Below are 18,002 nucleotides of genomic sequence, written 5' to 3'. Positions count from 1 at the left end.
TCACGCCGGGAACACCGCCTTGCCCCCCAGAACGTTCTTGTAGCCCGCCGGGACCTGGGCGTCCGGGCGGCGCAGGTACAGCGGCACGTTCGGCAGCAGCTCGCGCCCGGCGGCCAGCTCGGCGGCGGCGAAGCCGGCCAGGGCGCCGGCCGAGACGTGCTCGGGGCCGTGGGCGCCCGGGAAGGCCTCGGGGTAGAGCAGCGCGCCGGCGCCCACCGAGCGGGCGGCGGGCGTCAGCTCGGCCGGGCGGTCCACGCCGGGGCCCTCGGTGCGGTTGCCCTCGGCGTCGTAGGAGGCCCAGTAGACCTCCTTGCGGCGCGCGTCGGTGGCGACCGTGAACGACTGCCCGGCCAGGCCCTCGGCGCGGGCCTGGAAGGCGATCGCGTCCAGGGTGCAGACGCCGTGCACGGGCAGGCCGAGCGCGTGGCCGAGCGCGGCGGCGGTCACCAGACCGACCCGCAGGCCGGTGTACGGGCCCGGGCCGACGCCGACCGCGATGCCGGTGAGCCGGCTCTTGTCCACTCCGGCGGCCCGCAGGACCTGGTCGATCGCGGGCAGCAGCAGTTCGCCGTGGCGCCTGGCGTCGACCTGGTGGGTCTCGGCGAGGACGGCCGTGCCGTCGTGGACGGCGGCGGTGACGGCGGGGGTAGCGGTGTCGAACGCGAGCAGCAGCACGGGTCAAGGTTAGACCGACGTTGGGCCGACCGGCCGATCGAGCTGGTGTCCCCCTCCGGAACACACGTACTGGCCACCCGCCGACCCGCCCGGGGGACCTGGCACGATAAGGGCGGTACGTACAGCGGACGGCGGCGGGAGCGGGCACGTGGCGAAGATGGGTCCTGGAGTGGTGGTCACGGGGTTGACCCTGGGGGCCCTGGCAGTGGTGAGCCTGCTGGCCTTCCAGGCCAACGGCGCCCAGGACCGCGCGGGCGGAGCCAGGCCGACCGTCGCCTCGACGTCCACCGGCCCGGCCGCCTCCGCGACGCCGAGCGCCTCCGCCACCCCGACCGTCCCGCCGCTGCCGGCCACCTCGGGCAGCGGCACGCGGGTCGTCTACTCGGCCGGCGGCCACTTCGTCTGGCTGGTCGACCCGAAGAAGAACCCGCAGGTCGCGGCCGCCTTCGCGGTCACCCCTGGCTCGGTCGAGCCCACCCCGGGCAGCTACTCGGTGTACAGCCGCACCCAGACCGCCACCGGGACGGACGGCAAGCAGATCGAGCACGTGGTGCGCTTCGCGCAGCAGAACGGCGTGGTGTTCGGATTCAGCGCGGCGCTGGACGGCACGACGCCGACCGCCGACCCGAAGGCCAAGACCGGCGGCATCCGCAGCGGCCGCCCCGAGGGGCAGCTGCTCTGGGACTTCGCGCCGACCGGCACCAAGGTGGTCGTGGTCCCGTAGGACGGACGGGGCGGACGGGCGCCCGGCCGCGCTAGGCGGCGGCCCGGGGCGCGCCCGTCTCGGGTTCCTCGTCGGCCTGTCGGGCCTTCGGCTCGGGCGGCCTGGACACCGCCTCGGCGGCCGCGCAGGCGGCCAGCAGGGCCCGCATCGGCTCTCCCGGAGCGCGGCGGGCGGACTCTCCGGCCCCGGTGTCGCGCACGGCGCGCTCCGGGGCGGGGGTGGTGCTCGACATGGCGCCTCCCTAGTTAGGCAGACCTAACCGCAGCACCCATCCCACCACGCCCGGCGCCCCGCCCGCAACACCTTGCCGACGGCCTGTCGGCAAAACGGTGGAACCCGATCGACCGGTGCCGGGGCGCCTAGTCAGCCAGCCCGGCCAGCGGGACGCCCGCCCAGCGCGGCCCGATGCCGGTGAGCAGCACCCGGCGCGGGTCGTGGTCCTCGCCGGCGGTGTCACCGATCGCCCGCTCGATCCGGACCTCCAGGCGCTCCTCGGACAGCCGCTCGACCTTGCCCTCGCCCCACTCGACCACGATCACCGACTCCGGCAGCGAGACGTCCAGGTCGAGGTCCTCCATCTCGTCGAGGTCCCCGCCCAGCCGGTACGCGTCCACGTGCACCAGGGCCGGGCCGCCGACCAGCGAGGGGTGCACCCGGGCGATCACGAAGGTCGGCGAGGTCACCGCCCCGCGGACCTGCAGCCCCTCCCCCAGGCCCCGGGTCAGCGTGGTCTTCCCCGCCCCCAGCTCACCGGAGAGCAGCACCAGGTCCCCCGGCCGCAGCAGCGCGGCCAGCTCCCGGCCGAGCCGGCCCATCCGCTCCGGAGTGGGGACGGTCAGAGTGGCGTGCGAGCCCATGCGCGTGTCTTGCCCTTCGGTCCGTAGTGGCGCACCGACCACCGGCCGCCACCGCTACCGTGCCACATCACCGCACCCTGCCGTGGCGTGCGGGTGCCCGGCGGGCCCGGCGGGGGCCCGGGCCGGTCTCAGGCGGGGTCGACGGCCGGATCCGGGTCCGCGTCCGGGTGCGTGTTCGGGTGCGTGTCCGGGTCAGCGCCCGCCGGAGGACGCTCCTCCCGGGGCGGTTCGGCCGCGAGTTCGAGGACGGCCGGCGGCAGCGGCGCGGCGCCGGCGAAGTCGGCGGCCCGGCGCAGCAGCCGCGCCAGCTCGTGGTCGACCAGCTCCGGGCGCTCCAGCAGCACCAGGTGCCCGGCACCCTCGGCCAGCACCAGTTCGGCCCCCGGCAGCCGCTCGGCCATCGCCTCGCTGTGCGCCGAGGGCGTCAGCAGGTCCTTCGTCCCGGCCAGCACCAGGGCCGGCAGGCCGCGCAGGGCGGCCAGCGCCCCGTACTTCTCGTGCGCGCCGAACACCGGGTAGAACTCGGCGACCACGTCGATCGGGGTGGCGTCCAGCAGCTGCTCGGCGAAGCGCACCACGCCGGGGTCGACGTCCCGGCCGCCGAAGGAGAACCGCCGGTAGAACACGGCGGCCACGTCCGAGCCGATCCGCCGGCTCGCCTCCACCAGGTCGACCTGACGGCCGAGCAGCTTCACCACCCCGGGCGCGACCTTCTTGAACAGCTTGGCCCCCGCCTTCGGCAGACCGAGGCTCACCTCGTTCCAGTCCCCCGCCAGGGTGCCGACCAGCGCGACCCCGGCGACTCTCGTCCGGAACAGCTCAGGGTGCTGGTCGGCCAGCGCCATCACCGTCATGCCGCCCATCGAATGGCCCACCAGCACCAGCGGCCCGGTCGGCGCGACGGCGTCGATCACCGCCTTGAGGTCACCGCCCAGCTGGTCGATGCTGGCCGGTTCGCCCGCCAGGTACGAGCGGGAGCGCTCGGAGCGGCCGTGGCTGCGCTGGTCCCAGAAGACCAGCCGCAGGCCCTGGCGCAGCGCCGCCCGCTGGAAGTGCCAGCTGTCCTGGTTGAGGCAGTAGCCGTGGCTGAACACCACGGTCAGCGGCTGAGAGGGGGTGCCGTCCGGCTCGTCCCAGCCGGTGCCGTCCAGCTCGACGTACAGCTCGGTGCCGTCCGGCGCGGCCACCGTCAGCGGGCGCCCGCGCAGCGACCCGTACGGGGCTGCCGCCTCCAGCTCGGCCCGGGCCCGGCGGCGCATCGCCCGGCCGACCGTCAGCCGCTCGATCGCGACGCCCGCGGCCGCACCGGCCGCCAGCACGCCGACCGATATCCCGATCACACCGGCCCGGCTCACCCCGGTGGCCGCGCCGGCCGCCTTGGCCACCGCCGCGACCGGGTTGCTGTCGGCCGGCGTGTCGGTCATGCCGTACGGCCCCCGTCGTGGCCGCCGCCGTGGCTCCCGTCCAGGTAGCGGCGGGGCACCCGGGTGCCGATCCGGGTGATGATCTCGTACGAGATGGTGCCGCAGGCGCGGGCCCAGTCCTCGGCGGTCGGCTCACCGCGCTCGCCGTTGCCGAACACCAGCACCTCGTCGCCGGTCTCGGGGGTGTCGCCGCCCAGGTCCACCACGAACTGGTCCATCGCGACCCGGCCGGCCACCGTGCGCCACTTGCCGCCGATCTGCACCGGGCCGGTGCCGCTGCCGTGCCGCGGGACGCCGTCGCCGTAGCCGACCGGGACCAGGCCCAGCGTGGTCGGACCGGGCGTCACGTAGTGGTGGCCGTAGCTGACCCCGTGCCCGCCGGGGACGTGCTTGACCAGCGCCAGCCGGGCGGTCAGCGCCATCACCGGGCGCAGCCCGAAGTCGGCCGGCGAGCCCACCTCGGGCACCGGCGACAGCCCGTACGCGGCCAGGCCGGTACGGACCAGGTCGAAGTGCGACTCGGGCAGCAGCAGGGTGGCTGGGGAGTTGGCCAGGTGCCGGACCTCGGGGCGCAGCCCGGCGGCCTCGGCCTGCGCCAGCGCGGTGCGGAAGGAGTCCAACTGGGCCTGGATCGAGGGGTGGCCAGGCTCGTCGGCGGCGGCGAAGTGCGACCAGACGCCGACCACCCGCAGCAGGCCCTCCGCCTCGGCCCGCCGGGTCTCGGCCACCAGCTGCGGCCAGTCGTGCGGCTGGCAGCCGTTGCGGCCGAGGCCGGTGTCGGCCTTGAGGTGGACGCGCGCCGGAACGCCGGTCTGCCGAACGGCCGTCAGCAACTCCTCCAGCGCCCACCGGCCGCTGACCGAGATGTCCAGGTCCGCGCGCAGCGCCTCGCGCCACGGCCCACCCGGCGTCCACAGCCAGCACAGGATGCGGGCCTGGTCGGGGCGGATGCCCGCGGCCCGCAGCGCCAACGCCTCGTCCGGCGTCGCGCAGCCGAGCCAGCCGACCCCGTTCGCGACCGCCTCGCGGGCGCACTCGACCGCGCCGTGGCCATAGGCGTCCGCCTTGACCGCGAGCATCACCGCCGTGCTCCCGACGCGTTCCCGCAGGCTGGCGAGGTTGCCGCGCAGGGCGGCGAGATCGATGGTCGCCTCGGCCCGTACGCCGTCGGTGAGGGTGGCCGTTCCGGTCGTGTTCGCAGTTGTCATCAGGGTCAGTCTCCCAGACGTCCCGGAGTCCTCGCCGAACGGGCCTTCGGCGCGGTGGTCGGCACCGCGGCCCCCGGCACCCCGCCGACCTGCGGCGGACGGCTCATCCACCCGGTTCAGGACGCGCTGCACGGAGGTCTCGGTTCCGCCGTGGGGCGGGGCCGGACCGCGGTCACGGCTGCCGGACGGCCCGCCAGACCGCGGGCAGCGCATCGGCCACCGCGAGCGCCGTCACCGGCGCCCCGGGCTCGCCCGCCGCCTCCCGGCCCGCCAGGCCGTGCAGGTAGGCGGCCACCGAGGCGGCGTCCAGCGGCGGCAGGCCCGCGGCCAGCAGCGAACCGGCCAGCCCGGCCAGCACGTCCCCGCTGCCCGCGGTGGCCAGCCAGGAGGTGCCGGTGGGGTTCACCCGGACGGCCCCGCCCGGGTCGGCGACCACCGTGGTGGAGCCCTTGAGCAGCACGGTGGCCCGGTAGGCGGCGGCCAGCCGCCGGGCGGTGGCCAGCCGGGTGGCGGCCAACGCCTCGGCGGCGGGCGGCGCGGTGCCGTCGGCGCCGGCCAGCAGCCGGGCGGCCTCGCCGGTGTGCGGGGTCAGCAGGGTGGGCGCGGTACGGCCGGCCAGGGCCCGCGGACCGAGCCGGCCCAGCTCGGTCAGCCCGTCCGCGTCCACCAGCACCGGGACGTCGGCCGCCAGTGCCTCGGCCAGCGCCTGCCGCGCCCCCTCGCCGCCGCCCGGCCCGACCACCCAGGCCTGCACCCGACCGGCCCCGGCCGGGCCGCCCTCGGTGACCAGCGTCTCCGGGAAGCGGCGCACCACCTCCTCGGCCGCCGTGCCGATGTACCGGACGGCACCCGCACCGCCGTGCAGCGCCCCGGCGACCGCCAGCAGGGCCGCCCCCGGGTACCGCGCCGAGCCGGCCGCCACCCCGACCACACCGCGCCGGTACTTGTCGCTCTCCGCGCCCGGCAGCGGCAGCAGCGCCGCCACGTCCGCGTGCTGCAGGGCCGTCACCTCCGGCCCGGGCGGTTGCAGGCCGATGTCCACCAGCTGCACGGCGCCCGCGTACGAGGCCCCGGGGTCGATCAGCAGCCCGGGCTTGTAGGTGCCGAAGCAGACCGTGACGTCCGCGCGCAGCGCCTCCCCCGGCACCTCGCCGGTGTCGGCGTCCACCCCGCTGGGCAGGTCCACCGCCACCACCACCCCGCGCCGCTCGGCCCGCGCGTACGGCACGGCCTCGGGGCGCAGCCCGCCCCGGCCGCCGATGCCGACGATCCCGTCCAGCACCAGGTCCGCGCACGAGAAGTCGGCCAGGCCGACTTCCTGCTCCGCCGTCACCCGCCCGCCGGCCGCCCGCAGCGCGGCCAGCCCACCCGGGTGCGCCTTCGCCGGGGCGAGCAGCACCGCCGTCACCCGCGCCCCGCGCCGGGCCAGCGCCGCCCCGGCGTACAGCGCGTCACCCCCGTTGTCCCCGCTGCCCGCCAGCACCGTCACCCGGCCGCCGTACACCCGCCCCCGACGCCCGATCAGCAGCCGCGCACAGGTCGCCGCCAGTCCGGCCGCCGCCCGCTGCATCAGCGTGCCCTCGGGCAGCCTGGCCATCAGCGCGGCCTCAGCGGCCCGAACGGTTTCCACAGGGTGTGCGTGGCGCATGGGGAGAACTCCTTCGGCGGTCGGCTACCGCCGACGCTAGCCCGCGCCACCGCCCCACGGGAGCCGGGCCTGCGGCACACTTTCGAGTGACAACCACTTCGATGCCCCACCGGTGTCGGTCCGTACGCCTACCTTGTGGCTCGGCACGGACCCACAGGAGGGAGAAGGGCCATGGTCGCCATGCCTGCTGTCGAGCACCCGCTGGGCGAGGACAGCCTTCTCCAGGCGTTTCTGGAGCTGGACACCCCGCTGGGGAGCAAGGCTGAATTCATCGAAGGGGAGATCGTCGTGACGCCGCCACCGGACGGGGCCCACGAGACCGCGTTCTCACTGCTCAACCGGCAGTTCATGCGCAAGGTGGAGGCCGAGCTGGACATCTCCGGCAACAAGGGGCTGATCACGCCCAGGGGGCGCTTCATCCCCGACGGCACCCTGAGCCCTGTCGGCCACTTCGAGCACGCCGACTCCTGGGCGCCCGCGGAAGGGGTCCTGCTGGTCTTCGAGATCACCTCAAGCAACCCGTACAAGGACCGCGAGCCCAAGCGCAAGGGCTACGCCGCTGCGGGAATCCCCTGTTACCTGCTGGTCGACCGCACCGACGGCATGGTCACGCTGTTCACCGAACCCGACGGCGAGGACTACATCACTCAAACCAAGGTCGAGTTCGGCAAGTCGATCGACCTGCCCGCCCCGTTCTCCTTCACGCTCGACACGGCGCCCCTGCGGTAGGGCACAGCCACCGCAGGGGCGCCACGCCGCTACTACTCGACGGTGACCGACTTCGCCAGGTTGCGCGGCTGGTCGACCTCGTGGCCCTTGGCCGTGGCCAGCTCGCAGGCGAAGACCTGGAGCGGAACGGTGGAGACCAGCGGCTGGAGCAGGGTCGGGGTGGCCGGGATGCGGATCAGGTGGTCCGCGTACGGCACGACCGCCTCGTCGCCCTCCTCGGCGATCACGATCGTGCGGGCGCCACGGGCCCGGATCTCCTGGATGTTGGAGACGATCTTGTCGTGCAGGATCGACCGCCCGCGCGGCGAGGGCACGACCACCACGACCGGCAGCCCCTCCTCGATCAGCGCGATCGGGCCGTGCTTGAGCTCGCCCGCCGCGAAGCCCTCGGCGTGCATGTAGGCGAGCTCCTTGAGCTTGAGCGCGCCCTCCAGGGCCACCGGGAAGCCGACGTGACGGCCGAGGAACAGCACCGAGCGGGCGTCGGCCAGCGAGCGGGCCAGCTCGCGCACCGGCTCCATGGTCTCCAGCACCTGCTCGACCTGCTTCGGCGCGTCGCCGAGCTCGCGGATGATGGTGAAGATCTCGTCGCCCCACTTGGTGCCGCGCACCTGGCCCAGGTAGAGGGCGACCAGGTAGCAGGCGACCAGCTGGGTCAGGAACGCCTTGGTGGAGGCGACCGCGACCTCCGGTCCGGCGTGGGTGTACAGCACCGCGTCCGACTCGCGCGGGATGGTCGAGCCGTTGGTGTTGCAGATCGCCAGGACCTTGGCGCCCTGCTCGCGGGCGTGCCGCAGGGCCATCAGGGTGTCCATGGTCTCGCCGGACTGCGAGATGGCGATGACCAGCGTGCCGGGGCCCATGATCGGGTCGCGGTAGCGGAACTCCGAGGCGACCTCGACCTCGCAGGGGATGCGGGTCCAGTGCTCGATCGCGTACTTGGCGATCATGCCGGCGTGGAAGGCCGTGCCACAGGCGACGATGACGACCTTGTCGACCGAGCGCAGGTCGGCGTCGGAGATCCGCAGCTCGTCGAGGGTCAGCCGGCCGTCGGTGCCGATCCGGCCGAGGAGGGTGTCGGCGACGGCCTTCGGCTGCTCGGCGATCTCCTTGAGCATGAAGTAGTCGTAGCCGCCCTTCTCGGCGGCGGAGGCGTCCCAGTCGACGTGGTACTCGCGCACCTCGGCCGGGGTGCCGTCGAAGTTGGTGACGGTCACGCCCTCCCGGCGCAGCTCGACGACCTGGTCCTGGCCCAGCTCGATCGCCTCACGGGTGTGCGCGATGAAGGCGGCGACGTCGGAGGCGAGGAAGTTCTCGCCCTCGCCACGGCCCACCACGAGCGGGGAGTTGCGACGGGCGCCGACCACCACGCCAGGCGCGTCCGCGTGGACGGCGACCAGGGTGAAGGCGCCGTCCAGCCGGCGGCAGACCACGCGCATGGCCTCGGCCAGGTCACCCTCGTAGGCCTCGCCGAGCAGGTGGGCGACGACCTCGGTGTCGGTCTCGGACCGGAGGGTGTGGCCGCGCTCGGCGATCTCGGCGCGCAGCTGGGCGAAGTTCTCGATGATGCCGTTGTGGACCACGGCCACCCGGCCGTCGTCGTCCAGATGGGGGTGGGCATTGGCGTCCGTCGGGCCGCCGTGGGTGGCCCAACGGGTGTGGCCGATGCCGGTGGTGCCGCCGGGGAGGGGGGACTCGGCGAGCGACTTCTCCAGGTTGCCGAGCTTTCCGGCCCGCTTGTCGGTGACCAGACTCCACTGCCCCTGGGAGTCCTGCGCCTGCACCGCGACACCGGCCGAGTCATAGCCCCGGTACTCCAGTCGCTGCAGGCCCGCGATTACTACGTCGAGGGCGGACTGCGCGCCCACGTATCCAACAATTCCGCACATGCGTGCCAGCATAAGGGCGGTTCTGTGGCCGTTTTCCCGTCTTTCCCGGCTCGCCCCAACGCTGCGTGACCGACACCACAACCACGGTGAACACCGCGACGGCTCACAATGGAGCATGTGCTGACCGAACTCTGTACGCGGGGCGCCGCCACGCCCGGCCCGTCCCCGTCCCCCTACGTGGACCTCAGCCGGGCCGAGTGGAGCGCGCTGCGCGAGCGTACGCCACTGCCGCTGACCGCCGAGGAGGTGGAGCAGCTGCGCGGCCTCGGCACTGCACTCGACCTCGACGAGGTGCGTGACGTCTACCTGCCGCTGTCCCGGCTGCTGAACCTCTACATCCACGCCACGCACGAACTGCGGGGCGCGGTGGGCACGTTCCTGGACACCCCGGACACCGAGCGCACCCGTACCCCGTTCGTCATCGGCGTGGCCGGCTCGGTCGCCGTCGGCAAGTCCACCACCGCCCGCCTGCTCCAGGCCCTGCTCGCCCGCTGGCCCGAGCACCCGCGGGTGGAGCTGGTCACCACCGACGGCTTCCTGCTGCCCAACGCCGAGCTGCGCCGCCGCGGCCTGATGGCCCGCAAGGGCTTCCCGGAGTCGTACGACCGCCGGGCCCTGATGCGCTTCGTCGCGGACGTGAAGGCGGGCAAGGACCTGGTGACGGCGCCGGTGTACTCGCACCTGGTGTACGACATCGTGCAGGACCAGCGGCTGACGGTGGAGCGCCCGGACATCCTGATCGTCGAGGGCCTGAACGTGCTCCAGCCGGCCCTGCCGGGCACCGACGGCCGGACCAGGCTCGCGGTGGCGGACTACTTCGACTTCTCGATCTACGTCGACGCCCGCACCGACGACATCGAGCACTGGTACCTGGACCGCTTCCGCAAGCTGCGGCAGACGGCCTTCCAGGACCCGAACTCCTACTTCCGCCGCTTCACCGAGGTGCCGGAGGAGGAGGCGATGGAGTACGGCCGGCAGGTCTGGCGCACCATCAACAAGCCCAACCTGCTGGAGAACGTACTGCCGACCCGCGGCCGGGCCACCCTGGTCCTGCAGAAGGGCGCCGACCACAAGGTCCGCCGGGCGCTGCTGCGCAAGCTCTGAACGGACGCGGCGCACGGCGAAGGGCCCCCGCACCGGGCGGGGGCCCTTCGCCGTGTCCGGGGCGGCTCAGCCCAGGTGGGTGCGGACCGCCTCGGCCAGGCGCTGGCCGACGGCCTCGGCCTGCACCGGGTCGGCGGCCTCGACCATGACCCGGACCAGCGGCTCGGTGCCGGAGGGGCGCAGCAGCACCCGGCCGGTGGCGCCCAGCTCGGCCTCGGCGGCGGCGACCGCGGCGGCCAGCTCGGTGCTGGTGCCCACCCGGCTCTTGTCGACGCCCTTGACGTTGATCAGCACCTGCGGCAGCCGGGTCATCACGGCGGCCAGGTCGGCCAGCGGCTGCTTGGTGGCGGCCAGTCGGGCGCCCAGCATCAGGCCGGTCAGGGTGCCGTCGCCGGTGGTGGCGTGGTCCAGGAGGATGACGTGGCCGGACTGCTCGCCGCCCAGCGCGAAGCCGTGCTCCTTCATCGCCTCCAGCACGTAGCGGTCGCCGACCGCGGTCTCCACCAGGTCGACGCCCTCGCGCTCCATCGCCAGCTTGAAGCCGAGGTTGGACATCACGGTGGCGACCGCGGTGTTGCCGCGCAGGGTGCCGGCCTCCTTCATGGCGATCGCGAGGATGGCGATGATCTGGTCACCGTCCACCTCGTTGCCCTCGGCGTCGGCGGCCAGGCAGCGGTCCGCGTCGCCGTCCAGGGCGATGCCGAGGTCGGCCCGGTACTCCTTCATCGCGGCGCGCAGCCGGTCCAGGTGGGTGGAGCCGACGCCGTCGTTGATGTTGAGGCCGGTGGGCTCGGCCCCCAGGGTGTGGACGACCTCGGCGCCGGCCCGGGCGAAGGCCTCGGGGGCGACGTAGGCGGCGGCGCCGTGGGCGCCGTCGATGACGACCTTGATGCCGTCCAGGCGGTTGGGCAGCACGCCGATCAGGTGGGCGACGTACTTGTCGAAGCCCTCGGTGTACTCGCGGACCCGGCCGACGGCGGCACCGGTCGGGCGGTTCCAGTCCTCGCCGTCGACGGTGTGCTTGCGGTAGTGGGCCTCGATCGCGTCCTCGATCCGGTCGTCCAGCTTGTGGCCGCCGCGGGCGAGGAACTTGATGCCGTTGTCCGGCATGGCGTTGTGGCTGGCGGACAGCATCACGCCGAAGTCGGCGCCGAGCGCGCCGGTGAGGTACGCCACGGCGGGGGTGGGGAGGACACCGACCCGGAGCACGTCGACGCCGGAGCTGGCCAGGCCGGCGATGACCGCGGCCTCCAGGAACTCGCCCGAGGCACGGGGGTCACGGCCGACCACCGCGACCGGCCGGTGCCCGTCGAACGCGCCGGCCTCGCCGAGCACGTGGGAGGCCGCGACCGACAGGCCGAGCGCCAGCTCCGCCGTCAGGCCCTCGTTGGCCACACCGCGTACGCCGTCCGTACCGAAGAGTCGTCCCACTGTCCCGTCCTCCATCACCATGCTCGGAACCCACCTTGATCCCGGCCGCCGCACGTTAGCCGGGGAACACGTCGCCCCGGAGTACACGAGGTACTCCGGGGCGACGGTTTGCGCAACCAGGGGGTGCGCCGCCAGGGCGGACCGCACCCCCGGGGACGCGATTAGCGCTTGCTGTACTGCGGCGCCTTGCGGGCCTTCTTGAGACCGGCCTTCTTGCGCTCGACGGCGCGGGCGTCACGGGTCAGGAAGCCGGCCTTCTTGAGGGCGCCGCGGTTGTTGTCCACGTCGGCCTCGTTCAGGGCACGGGCGACGCCGAGGCGCAGCGCGTAGGCCTGGCCGGAGACGCCGCCACCGCTGATGCGGGCGACGACGTCGTAACGGCCGTCAAGCTCGAGGAGCTTGAAGGGCTCGTTCACGGTCTGCTGGTGCACCTTGTTCGGGAAGTAACCCTCGAGGGTGCGACCGTTGATCTTCCACTGGCCGGTGCCGGGGACGATGCGCACGCGGGCGATCGCCTCCTTGCGACGGCCGAGGCCGGCGCCCGGGGTGGCCTCGCCGAAGCGGCCGGCCAGGGACTCGGAGGTGTAGCTCTCCTCGGAGGTGTACTCGCCCTCGACGGCCTCAACGGCCTCGTCGAAGTCGACCTCAAGGGTTTCAGTGGTCTCGGCCACGATGTTCCTCAGCTCTTTTCAGTGTTGGGGGGCTTGGTGGCCGAATTACTGCGCGACCTGGGTGATCTCGAACGGCACCGGCTGCTGGGCAGCGTGGGGGTGCTGGTCGCCCGAGTAGACCTTCAGCTTCGAGAGCATCTGACGGCCCAGGCTGTTCTTGGGGATCATGCCCTTGATGGCCTTCTCGACGGCCTTCTCCGGGTTGTTCGCCAGCAGGTCGTCGTAGCGCACCGAGCGCAGACCGCCCGGGAAGCCCGAGTGGCGGTAGGCCAGCTTCTGGGTCTTCTTGTTACCGGACAGGTGCACCTTGTCGGCGTTGATGATGATGACGAAGTCACCAGTGTCAACGTGCGGCGCGTAGATCGCCTTGTGCTTGCCCCGGAGGAGGTTGGCGGCCTGGGAGGCCAGGCGGCCGAGCACGACGTCGGTCGCGTCGATGACGTGCCACTGACGCTGGACGTCGCCGGGCTTGGGGCTGTACGTACGCACGGTCGTAGCCTTCGCTTTTCAGTGAGTGAGTCCTGACAGGAGCACCCGGACGGAAGAGCAGCCTGATCACCCTTGGACGCAATTCAAGGGGGACCGCTGGTCGTCGACCTGATGTCTCCGGCGTACCGACCTCTCACGTGAGATAGAGCGAGCCAATACGCACATCAAGCGTCCAGGTTACCGGGCGGGCGGGAAGGGGTCAAAAATCGCCTCCCGCCCACCCGGCCGTCACTCAGCGTTCGCGCTCGACCCGGGTGACGTCCCAGACCGGCTCCGGCGCCTCATAGACCCTGCCGTCCGCCCCGAACACCAGGAAGCGGTCGAAGGTCTTGGCGAACCAGCGGTCGTGGGTGACGCACAGCACCGTGCCGTCGAAGGCCTCCAGCCCGGACTGCAGTGCCTCGGCGCTCTCCAGGTCCAGGTTGTCGGTCGGCTCGTCGAGCAACAGGGCCGTCACGCCGGAGAGTTCGAGCTTGAGGATCATCAGTCGGGCCTGCTGTCCGCCGGACAGCGACTCGAACTTCTGCTCCTCCTGACGGTCCAGCTCGTACCGGCGCAGCGCGCCCATCGCGGCGCCGCGGCTGAGCGCGTGCTCCTCCTCGATGATCGAGCGCACGGTGCGGCCGAACAGCTCCGGGTGGGCGTGGGTCTGCCGGAAGTGGCCGGGGACGACCCGGGCGCCGAGCTTCCAGTCGCCACTGTGGGCGACGGTGGTGTCCCCCGCGAGCAGCCGCAGCAGGTGCGACTTGCCGGCCCCGTTGGCGCCCAGCACCGCGACCCGCTCGCCGTAGAAGACCTCCAGGTCGAAGGGCTGCATCAGGCCGGTGAGCTCCAGCCGCTCCAGGGTGACGGCGCGCACACCGGTGCGCCCGCCCTTGAGCCGCATGGTGATGGTCTGCTCGCGCGGCGGGGCCTCCGGCGGGCCGGCGTCCTCGAACTTCTTGAGCCTGGTCTGGGCGGCCGAGTAGCGGGAGGCCATCTCGTGGCTGACGGCGGCGGCCTGGCGCAGGGTGACGACCAGCTTCTTGAGCTTGGCGTGCTCCTCGTCCCAGCGGCGGCGCAGTTCCTCGAAGCGCTCGAAGCGGGCCTTGCGGGCCTCGTGGAAGGTGTCGAAGCCGCCGCCGTGCACCCAGACGCTGCTGCCGGCGCCGCCGGACTCGACGCTGATGATCTTGTCAGCGGTGCGGGAGAGCAGCTCGCGGTCGTGCGAGATGAACAGGACGGTCTTCGAGGTGGCCTTGATGGCCTCCTCCAGCCAGCGCTTGGCCGGCACGTCCAGGTAGTTGTCCGGCTCGTCGAGGAGCAGCACCTCCTCCGGGCCGCGCAGCAGCGCCTCCAGCACCAGGCGCTTCTGCTCGCCGCCGGAGAGGGTGTTCAGGCCGCGCCACTGGGCCTTGTCGAAGGGCATCCCGAGGGCCGCCATGGTGCAGACGTCCCAGTCGGTCTCGTAGTCGTAGCCGCCGACGTCGGCCCAGTCGGAGAGCGCCTGGGCGTAGGCCATCTGCGTCTTCTCGTCGTCCTGGGCGATCATCGCCAGCTCGGCGGCGTCCACCGCGCGGGCGGCCGTGGCGATCCGCTCCGGGGCGACCGAGACCAGCAGGTCGCGCACCGAGGCGTCGGCCGGCAGGGCGCCCGGGGTGGCGCTCTGGTCCTCGCGGCCGGTGGTGCCGACGAACTGGCGCATCACGCCGAGCCCGCCGCTGATCGTCACCGTGCCGCCGTGCGGCTGGATGTCCCCCGCGATCATGCGCAGCAGGGTGGTCTTGCCGGCCCCGTTGGCCCCGACCAGCGCGACCGCGGCCCCCTCGCCGACCCGGAAGGACGCGTCGTCGAACAGCACCCGCCCGTCCGGCAGGTAGTACTCCAGGTGCGAAATCTCGACGTGTCCCATGGGAGCGATTGTCCCAAGCGGACGCCCCGGGCCAAAACGGATTACGCGGCCGCCGGCTGCCCGGGCAGCGTGCGCATCCGCCGCGCCTGCCGGTTCCGCTCGGCGAGCTGGTCGTCCGGCGGGTAGCCGACCTCCTCCAGCGTGAGCCCGTACGGCCGGATCACGTTGACGGCCGAGTTGCGCACCCCGCCGGCCAGCACCTCGCCGGGGAACTCCACCGGCCGGTGCCCGTCGCCGACCAGCAGCATCGCGCCGACCAGCGCCCGGACCATGTTGTGGCAGAAGGCGTCGGCCCGCACGGTGGCGACCGCGAGGCTGCCCTCCTGGCTCGCGTAGCCGTCCACCGGGACGCGGTCCCAGTGCAGCTCCAGCAGGGTCCGGATGGTGGTGGCGCCCTCGCGCTTCTTGCAGTACGCGGCGAAGTCGTGCTCGCCGAGCAGCAGCTTCGCGGCCTCGTTCATCTTCTCGACGTCCAGCGGCCGGTCGTGCCACAGCACGTGCCCGCGCAGCAGCGGGTCGACCCCGCCGGGGTGGTCGGCGACCCGGTAGGCGTAGCGGCGCCAGACGGCCGAGAAGCGGGCGTCGAACCCGGCCGGCGCCTCGCCGACCCGGTAGATCCGGACGTCCCCGGGCAGCCGGCCGGCCAGCCGGCGCAGCAGCTTCTCCCGGTGCGCCTCCCACAGCTCCGCCGGCAGGTCGACGTGGGCGACCTGGCCGCGGGCGTGGACGCCGGCGTCGGTCCGGCCGGCCACGGTGAGCGGGAACAGCTCCGGGCTGCGGGTGACGATCTGCAGCGCCGTCTCGATCTCCTCCTGGACCGTCCGGCGGCCGCCCTTCTGGCGGGCCCAGCCGGAGAACTCGGCGCCCTGGTAGGCGAGGTCGAGCCGGACCCGGACATGACCGTCGGCCGGCCCGTCCTTCACCGGCGGCTGCTCGGCGCAATCGTTGACCACTTGCTCCTGCTCCTACGAATAAGGAACGGGCCCGCTCCCCCATCGCTGGGAGAGCGGGCCCGCATCACACCTGGAGGTGTCAGGCCTGCTCGGTGGCCTCGGCCTCGTCGGCCTTGGCCTCGACCGCGGCGTCGGCCTCCTTGACGGCACGCTTGGTGGCGGCCTCGGCCTCGCCGACGGCGGTCTGCGCGACGGTCAGCGCCTCGACCAGCTCGATCACGGCCATCGGGGCGTTGTCGCCACGACGGGGACCGATCTTGGTGATGCGGGTGTAACCACCCGGGCGGTTCTCGTAGCGCGGCGCGATCTCGGTGAAGAGGGTGTGCAGCACCGAGACGTCGGTGATGGTCTTGCGCACCAGGCGACGGTTGTGGATGTCGCCCTTCTTCGCCTTGGTGATCAGCTTCTCCGCCAGCGGGCGCATCCGACGGGCCTTGGCCTCGGTCGTGGTGATGCGGCCGTACTGGAACAGCTCCCGGCACAGACCGGCGAGCAGCAGCGGCTCGTGGTGCGGGCCGCCGCCGAGGCGGGCACCCTTGGTGGGACGCGGCATGGTGACTCCTTGTATCTCCGAATACGGCCGTATCAGGTACCGCAGCGGGCGTACCGGCACTGTTGCCGGCACGACTTGCCATGACGACGGGGGCGGCTCCGTGGAACCGCCCCCGCGGCCAAATCTCTTAGTACTGCTCGGTCTCCGCGTAACCCGCGTCGTCCAGGTCGTCGGCGCCGAAGGCGTCGGCGGCGGCGGTCGGGTCGAACCCGGGCGGGCTGTCCTTGAGGGCCAGGCCCATGCCGGCCAGCTTCGCCTTGACCTCGTCGATCGACTTCGCGCCGAAGTTGCGGATGTCGAGCAGGTCGGCCTCGGAGCGGGCGACGAGCTCACCCACGGTGTGGATGCCCTCGCGCTTGAGGCAGTTGTACGACCGAACGGTGAGCTCCAGCTCCTCGATCGGCAGCGCCAGGTCGGCGGCCAGGGCGGCGTCCGTCGGGGACGGGCCCATGTCGATGCCCTCGGCGTCGATGTTCAGCTCGCGGGCGAGGCCGAACAGCTCCACCAGGGTCTTGCCGGCCGAGGCCATGGCGTCGCGCGGACGCATGGCGGGCTTGGTCTCGACGTCGACGATCAGCTTGTCGAAGTCGGTCCGCTGCTCGACACGGGTGGCCTCGACCTTGTAGGTGACCTTCAGCACGGGGCTGTAGATCGAGTCGACCGGGATGCGGCCGATCTCCTGGCCGGAGGCCTTGTTCTGGACGGCGGAGACGTAGCCGCGACCGCGCTCGACGGTCAGCTCCATCTCCAGCTTGCCCTTGCCGTTCAGCGTGGCGAGGACCAGCTCGGGGTTGTGCACCTCGACACCCGCCGGCGGGGCGATGTCGGCGGCGGTCACGACGCCCGGGCCCTGCTTGCGCAGGTACATCACGACCGGCTCGTCGTGCTCCGAGGAGACGACCAGCTGCTTGATGTTGAGGATGAGGTCGGTCACGTCCTCCTTGACGCCCGGCACGGTGGTGAACTCGTGCAGGACGCCGTCGATGCGGATGCTGGTGACAGCGGCACCCGGGATCGACGACAGGAGCGTGCGGCGCAGGGAGTTGCCGAGGGTGTAGCCGAAGCCCGGCTCCAGCGGCTCGATCACGAACCGCGAGCGGAACTCGTCGACGACCTCTTCGGTCAGCGAGGGGCGCTGAGCGATAAGCATGGGGGATGTTCCTCCAGTTGTCTTCGGCACCCACTATTTGATGCCGACAGGACCAAGCGTACGGGGTCCCGCGCAGAGCGACTAATCACCTGCGCGGGACCCCGTACGTGGCTTACAGCGTTACCACCGTGCCCGAAGGCGCTGCGTCAGACGCGGCGACGCTTCGGCGGACGGCAGCCGTTGTGCGGGGTGGGGGTGACGTCCTGGATCGAGCCGACCTCCAGGCCGGTGGCCTGGAGCGAACGGATCGCGGTCTCGCGGCCGGAGCCCGGACCCTTCACGAAGACGTCAACCTTGCGCATGCCGTGCTCCTGCGCGCGACGGGCAGCGGCCTCGGCGGCCATCTGCGCGGCGAACGGGGTGGACTTGCGCGAGCCCTTGAAGCCGACGTGGCCGGCGGAGGCCCAGGAGATCACGTTGCCCGCGGGGTCGGTGATCGAAACGATGGTGTTGTTGAACGTGCTCTTGATGTGCGCGTGGCCGTGAGCGACGTTCTTCTTTTCCTTGCGGCGGATCTTCTTCGCGCCGGCAGCCTGACGACCCTTGGGGGGCATAAGTCTGTTCTCCTACTGAGGTGGTCGGTCCGCTGACCCGCGGGCCGGAGGG

General features: G+C 72.8%; 18 protein-coding genes. 3 read left to right on the top strand and 15 right to left on the bottom strand.

All coding sequences use genetic code 11. The features are described 5' to 3' along the window. Complete coding sequence (tsaB, locus tag ACIQWA_RS15345) at nt 1–675, bottom strand: tRNA (adenosine(37)-N6)-threonylcarbamoyltransferase complex dimerization subunit type 1 TsaB (RefSeq protein WP_402482401.1); 675 nt, start codon at nt 673–675, stop codon at nt 1–3. 157 nt (nt 676–832) lie between these two features. Here tsaB and ACIQWA_RS15340 point away from each other — a divergent pair, with 157 nt between their 5' ends. Beyond that, a complete protein-coding gene (locus ACIQWA_RS15340; RefSeq protein ID WP_402482456.1) occupies nt 833–1,399 on the top strand; it encodes a hypothetical protein in 567 nt (188 codons plus the stop codon). Between the two features lie 31 nt (nt 1,400–1,430). Here the strand turns inward: ACIQWA_RS15340 and ACIQWA_RS15335 are convergent, their stop codons facing one another. The 5 genes from ACIQWA_RS15335 to ACIQWA_RS15315 all read right to left on the bottom strand — a co-directional run bounded on the left by ACIQWA_RS15335 (nt 1,431) and on the right by ACIQWA_RS15315 (nt 6,536). Continuing rightward, on the bottom strand, nt 1,431–1,631 hold the full coding sequence (locus tag ACIQWA_RS15335) for a hypothetical protein (RefSeq protein WP_360226313.1): 201 nt from the start codon (nt 1,629–1,631) through the stop codon (nt 1,431–1,433). A gap of 127 nt (nt 1,632–1,758) precedes the next feature. Then, nucleotides 1,759–2,256, bottom strand: a complete 498-nt coding sequence (tsaE, locus tag ACIQWA_RS15330) for a tRNA (adenosine(37)-N6)-threonylcarbamoyltransferase complex ATPase subunit type 1 TsaE (protein ID WP_360226310.1) — start codon at nt 2,254–2,256, stop codon at nt 1,759–1,761. A 128-nt stretch (nt 2,257–2,384) separates the two neighbouring features. After that, entirely contained in the window at nt 2,385–3,680 is a 1,296-nt protein-coding gene (locus tag ACIQWA_RS15325; RefSeq protein WP_402482398.1) for an alpha/beta fold hydrolase, read from the bottom strand. Then, nucleotides 3,677–4,888 (bottom strand): alanine racemase, encoded by a 1,212-nt coding sequence (gene alr, locus ACIQWA_RS15320; RefSeq protein WP_360226304.1) that lies wholly within the window; start codon nt 4,886–4,888, stop codon nt 3,677–3,679. Before alr ends, ACIQWA_RS15325 begins: the two co-directional genes overlap by 4 nt. A 172-nt stretch (nt 4,889–5,060) precedes the next feature. Then, entirely contained in the window at nt 5,061–6,536 is a 1,476-nt protein-coding gene (locus ACIQWA_RS15315) for an NAD(P)H-hydrate dehydratase (protein WP_402482396.1), read from the bottom strand. Nucleotides 6,537–6,716: 180 nt separating this feature from the next. Here ACIQWA_RS15315 and ACIQWA_RS15310 point away from each other — a divergent pair, with 180 nt between their 5' ends. Beyond that, nucleotides 6,717–7,265: a Uma2 family endonuclease gene (locus ACIQWA_RS15310; RefSeq protein WP_402482453.1), complete on the top strand. Its 549-nt coding sequence runs from the start codon at nt 6,717–6,719 to the stop codon at nt 7,263–7,265. Between the two features lie 32 nt (nt 7,266–7,297). Here the strand turns inward: ACIQWA_RS15310 and glmS are convergent, their stop codons facing one another. Beyond that, nucleotides 7,298–9,154: a glutamine--fructose-6-phosphate transaminase (isomerizing) gene (gene glmS, locus ACIQWA_RS15305; protein WP_360226295.1), complete on the bottom strand. Its 1,857-nt coding sequence runs from the start codon at nt 9,152–9,154 to the stop codon at nt 7,298–7,300. Between the two features lie 108 nt (nt 9,155–9,262). On the opposite strand from glmS, the gene coaA reads away from it, so the two are divergent. Next, complete coding sequence (gene coaA, locus ACIQWA_RS15300) at nt 9,263–10,258, top strand: type I pantothenate kinase (RefSeq protein ID WP_402482392.1); 996 nt, start codon at nt 9,263–9,265, stop codon at nt 10,256–10,258. 66 nt (nt 10,259–10,324) lie between these two features. Here the strand turns inward: coaA and glmM are convergent, their stop codons facing one another. The 8 genes from glmM to rpsK form a co-directional block, all read right to left on the bottom strand. Next, nucleotides 10,325–11,689: a phosphoglucosamine mutase gene (gene glmM / locus ACIQWA_RS15295; RefSeq protein ID WP_402482389.1), complete on the bottom strand. Its 1,365-nt coding sequence runs from the start codon at nt 11,687–11,689 to the stop codon at nt 10,325–10,327. Nucleotides 11,690–11,850: 161 nt separating this feature from the next. Beyond that, nucleotides 11,851–12,360: a 30S ribosomal protein S9 gene (gene rpsI / locus ACIQWA_RS15290; RefSeq protein ID WP_229928575.1), complete on the bottom strand. Its 510-nt coding sequence runs from the start codon at nt 12,358–12,360 to the stop codon at nt 11,851–11,853. A 45-nt stretch (nt 12,361–12,405) separates the two neighbouring features. Continuing rightward, nucleotides 12,406–12,849, bottom strand: a complete 444-nt coding sequence (gene rplM / locus ACIQWA_RS15285; RefSeq protein ID WP_030055846.1) for a 50S ribosomal protein L13 — start codon at nt 12,847–12,849, stop codon at nt 12,406–12,408. 232 nt (nt 12,850–13,081) lie between these two features. Continuing rightward, nucleotides 13,082–14,740, bottom strand: a complete 1,659-nt coding sequence (locus tag ACIQWA_RS15280; RefSeq protein ID WP_360226285.1) for an ATP-binding cassette domain-containing protein — start codon at nt 14,738–14,740, stop codon at nt 13,082–13,084. Between the two features lie 41 nt (nt 14,741–14,781). Then, on the bottom strand, nt 14,782–15,693 hold the full coding sequence (truA, locus tag ACIQWA_RS15275) for a tRNA pseudouridine(38-40) synthase TruA (protein ID WP_402482385.1): 912 nt from the start codon (nt 15,691–15,693) through the stop codon (nt 14,782–14,784). A gap of 79 nt (nt 15,694–15,772) precedes the next feature. Further along, the gene (rplQ, locus tag ACIQWA_RS15270) at nt 15,773–16,246 is read right to left on the bottom strand and encodes a 50S ribosomal protein L17 (protein WP_360226279.1); all 474 of its coding nucleotides are present in this window, start codon (nt 16,244–16,246) and stop codon (nt 15,773–15,775) included. 127 nt (nt 16,247–16,373) lie between these two features. Continuing rightward, nucleotides 16,374–17,396 (bottom strand): DNA-directed RNA polymerase subunit alpha, encoded by a 1,023-nt coding sequence (locus tag ACIQWA_RS15265; RefSeq protein ID WP_030055844.1) that lies wholly within the window; start codon nt 17,394–17,396, stop codon nt 16,374–16,376. 146 nt (nt 17,397–17,542) lie between these two features. Beyond that, a complete protein-coding gene (gene rpsK, locus ACIQWA_RS15260; protein ID WP_030232513.1) occupies nt 17,543–17,950 on the bottom strand; it encodes a 30S ribosomal protein S11 in 408 nt (135 codons plus the stop codon). Between the last annotated feature and the right edge of the window lie 52 nt (nt 17,951–18,002).

The sequence above is a fragment of the Kitasatospora sp. NPDC098652 genome, from assembly GCF_044760155.1.
Taxonomy (GTDB): domain Bacteria; phylum Actinomycetota; class Actinomycetes; order Streptomycetales; family Streptomycetaceae; genus Kitasatospora.
This window is presented reverse-complemented; position numbering and strand designations above follow the sequence as displayed.

Excerpts from the sequence above, each read along its gene's own strand:
- ACIQWA_RS15340 (WP_402482456.1), top strand. The coding sequence starts at position 833 with ATGGGTCCTGGAGTGGTGGTCACGGGGTTGACCCTGGGGGCCCTGGCA.
- ACIQWA_RS15335 (WP_360226313.1), bottom strand. The coding sequence starts at position 1,631 with ATGTCGAGCACCACCCCCGCCCCGGAGCGCGCCGTGCGCGACACCGGG.
- tsaE (WP_360226310.1), bottom strand. The coding sequence starts at position 2,256 with ATGGGCTCGCACGCCACTCTGACCGTCCCCACTCCGGAGCGGATGGGC.
- ACIQWA_RS15325 (WP_402482398.1), bottom strand. The coding sequence starts at position 3,680 with ATGACCGACACGCCGGCCGACAGCAACCCGGTCGCGGCGGTGGCCAAG.
- alr (WP_360226304.1), bottom strand. The coding sequence starts at position 4,888 with ATGACAACTGCGAACACGACCGGAACGGCCACCCTCACCGACGGCGTA.
- ACIQWA_RS15315 (WP_402482396.1), bottom strand. The coding sequence starts at position 6,536 with ATGCGCCACGCACACCCTGTGGAAACCGTTCGGGCCGCTGAGGCCGCG.
- ACIQWA_RS15310 (WP_402482453.1), top strand. The coding sequence starts at position 6,717 with ATGCCTGCTGTCGAGCACCCGCTGGGCGAGGACAGCCTTCTCCAGGCG.
- glmS (WP_360226295.1), bottom strand. The coding sequence starts at position 9,154 with ATGTGCGGAATTGTTGGATACGTGGGCGCGCAGTCCGCCCTCGACGTA.
- coaA (WP_402482392.1), top strand. The coding sequence starts at position 9,263 with ATGGAGCATGTGCTGACCGAACTCTGTACGCGGGGCGCCGCCACGCCC.
- ACIQWA_RS15280 (WP_360226285.1), bottom strand. The coding sequence starts at position 14,740 with ATGGGACACGTCGAGATTTCGCACCTGGAGTACTACCTGCCGGACGGG.
- rplQ (WP_360226279.1), bottom strand. The coding sequence starts at position 16,246 with ATGCCGCGTCCCACCAAGGGTGCCCGCCTCGGCGGCGGCCCGCACCAC.
- ACIQWA_RS15265 (WP_030055844.1), bottom strand. The coding sequence starts at position 17,396 with ATGCTTATCGCTCAGCGCCCCTCGCTGACCGAAGAGGTCGTCGACGAG.
- rpsK (WP_030232513.1), bottom strand. The coding sequence starts at position 17,950 with ATGCCCCCCAAGGGTCGTCAGGCTGCCGGCGCGAAGAAGATCCGCCGC.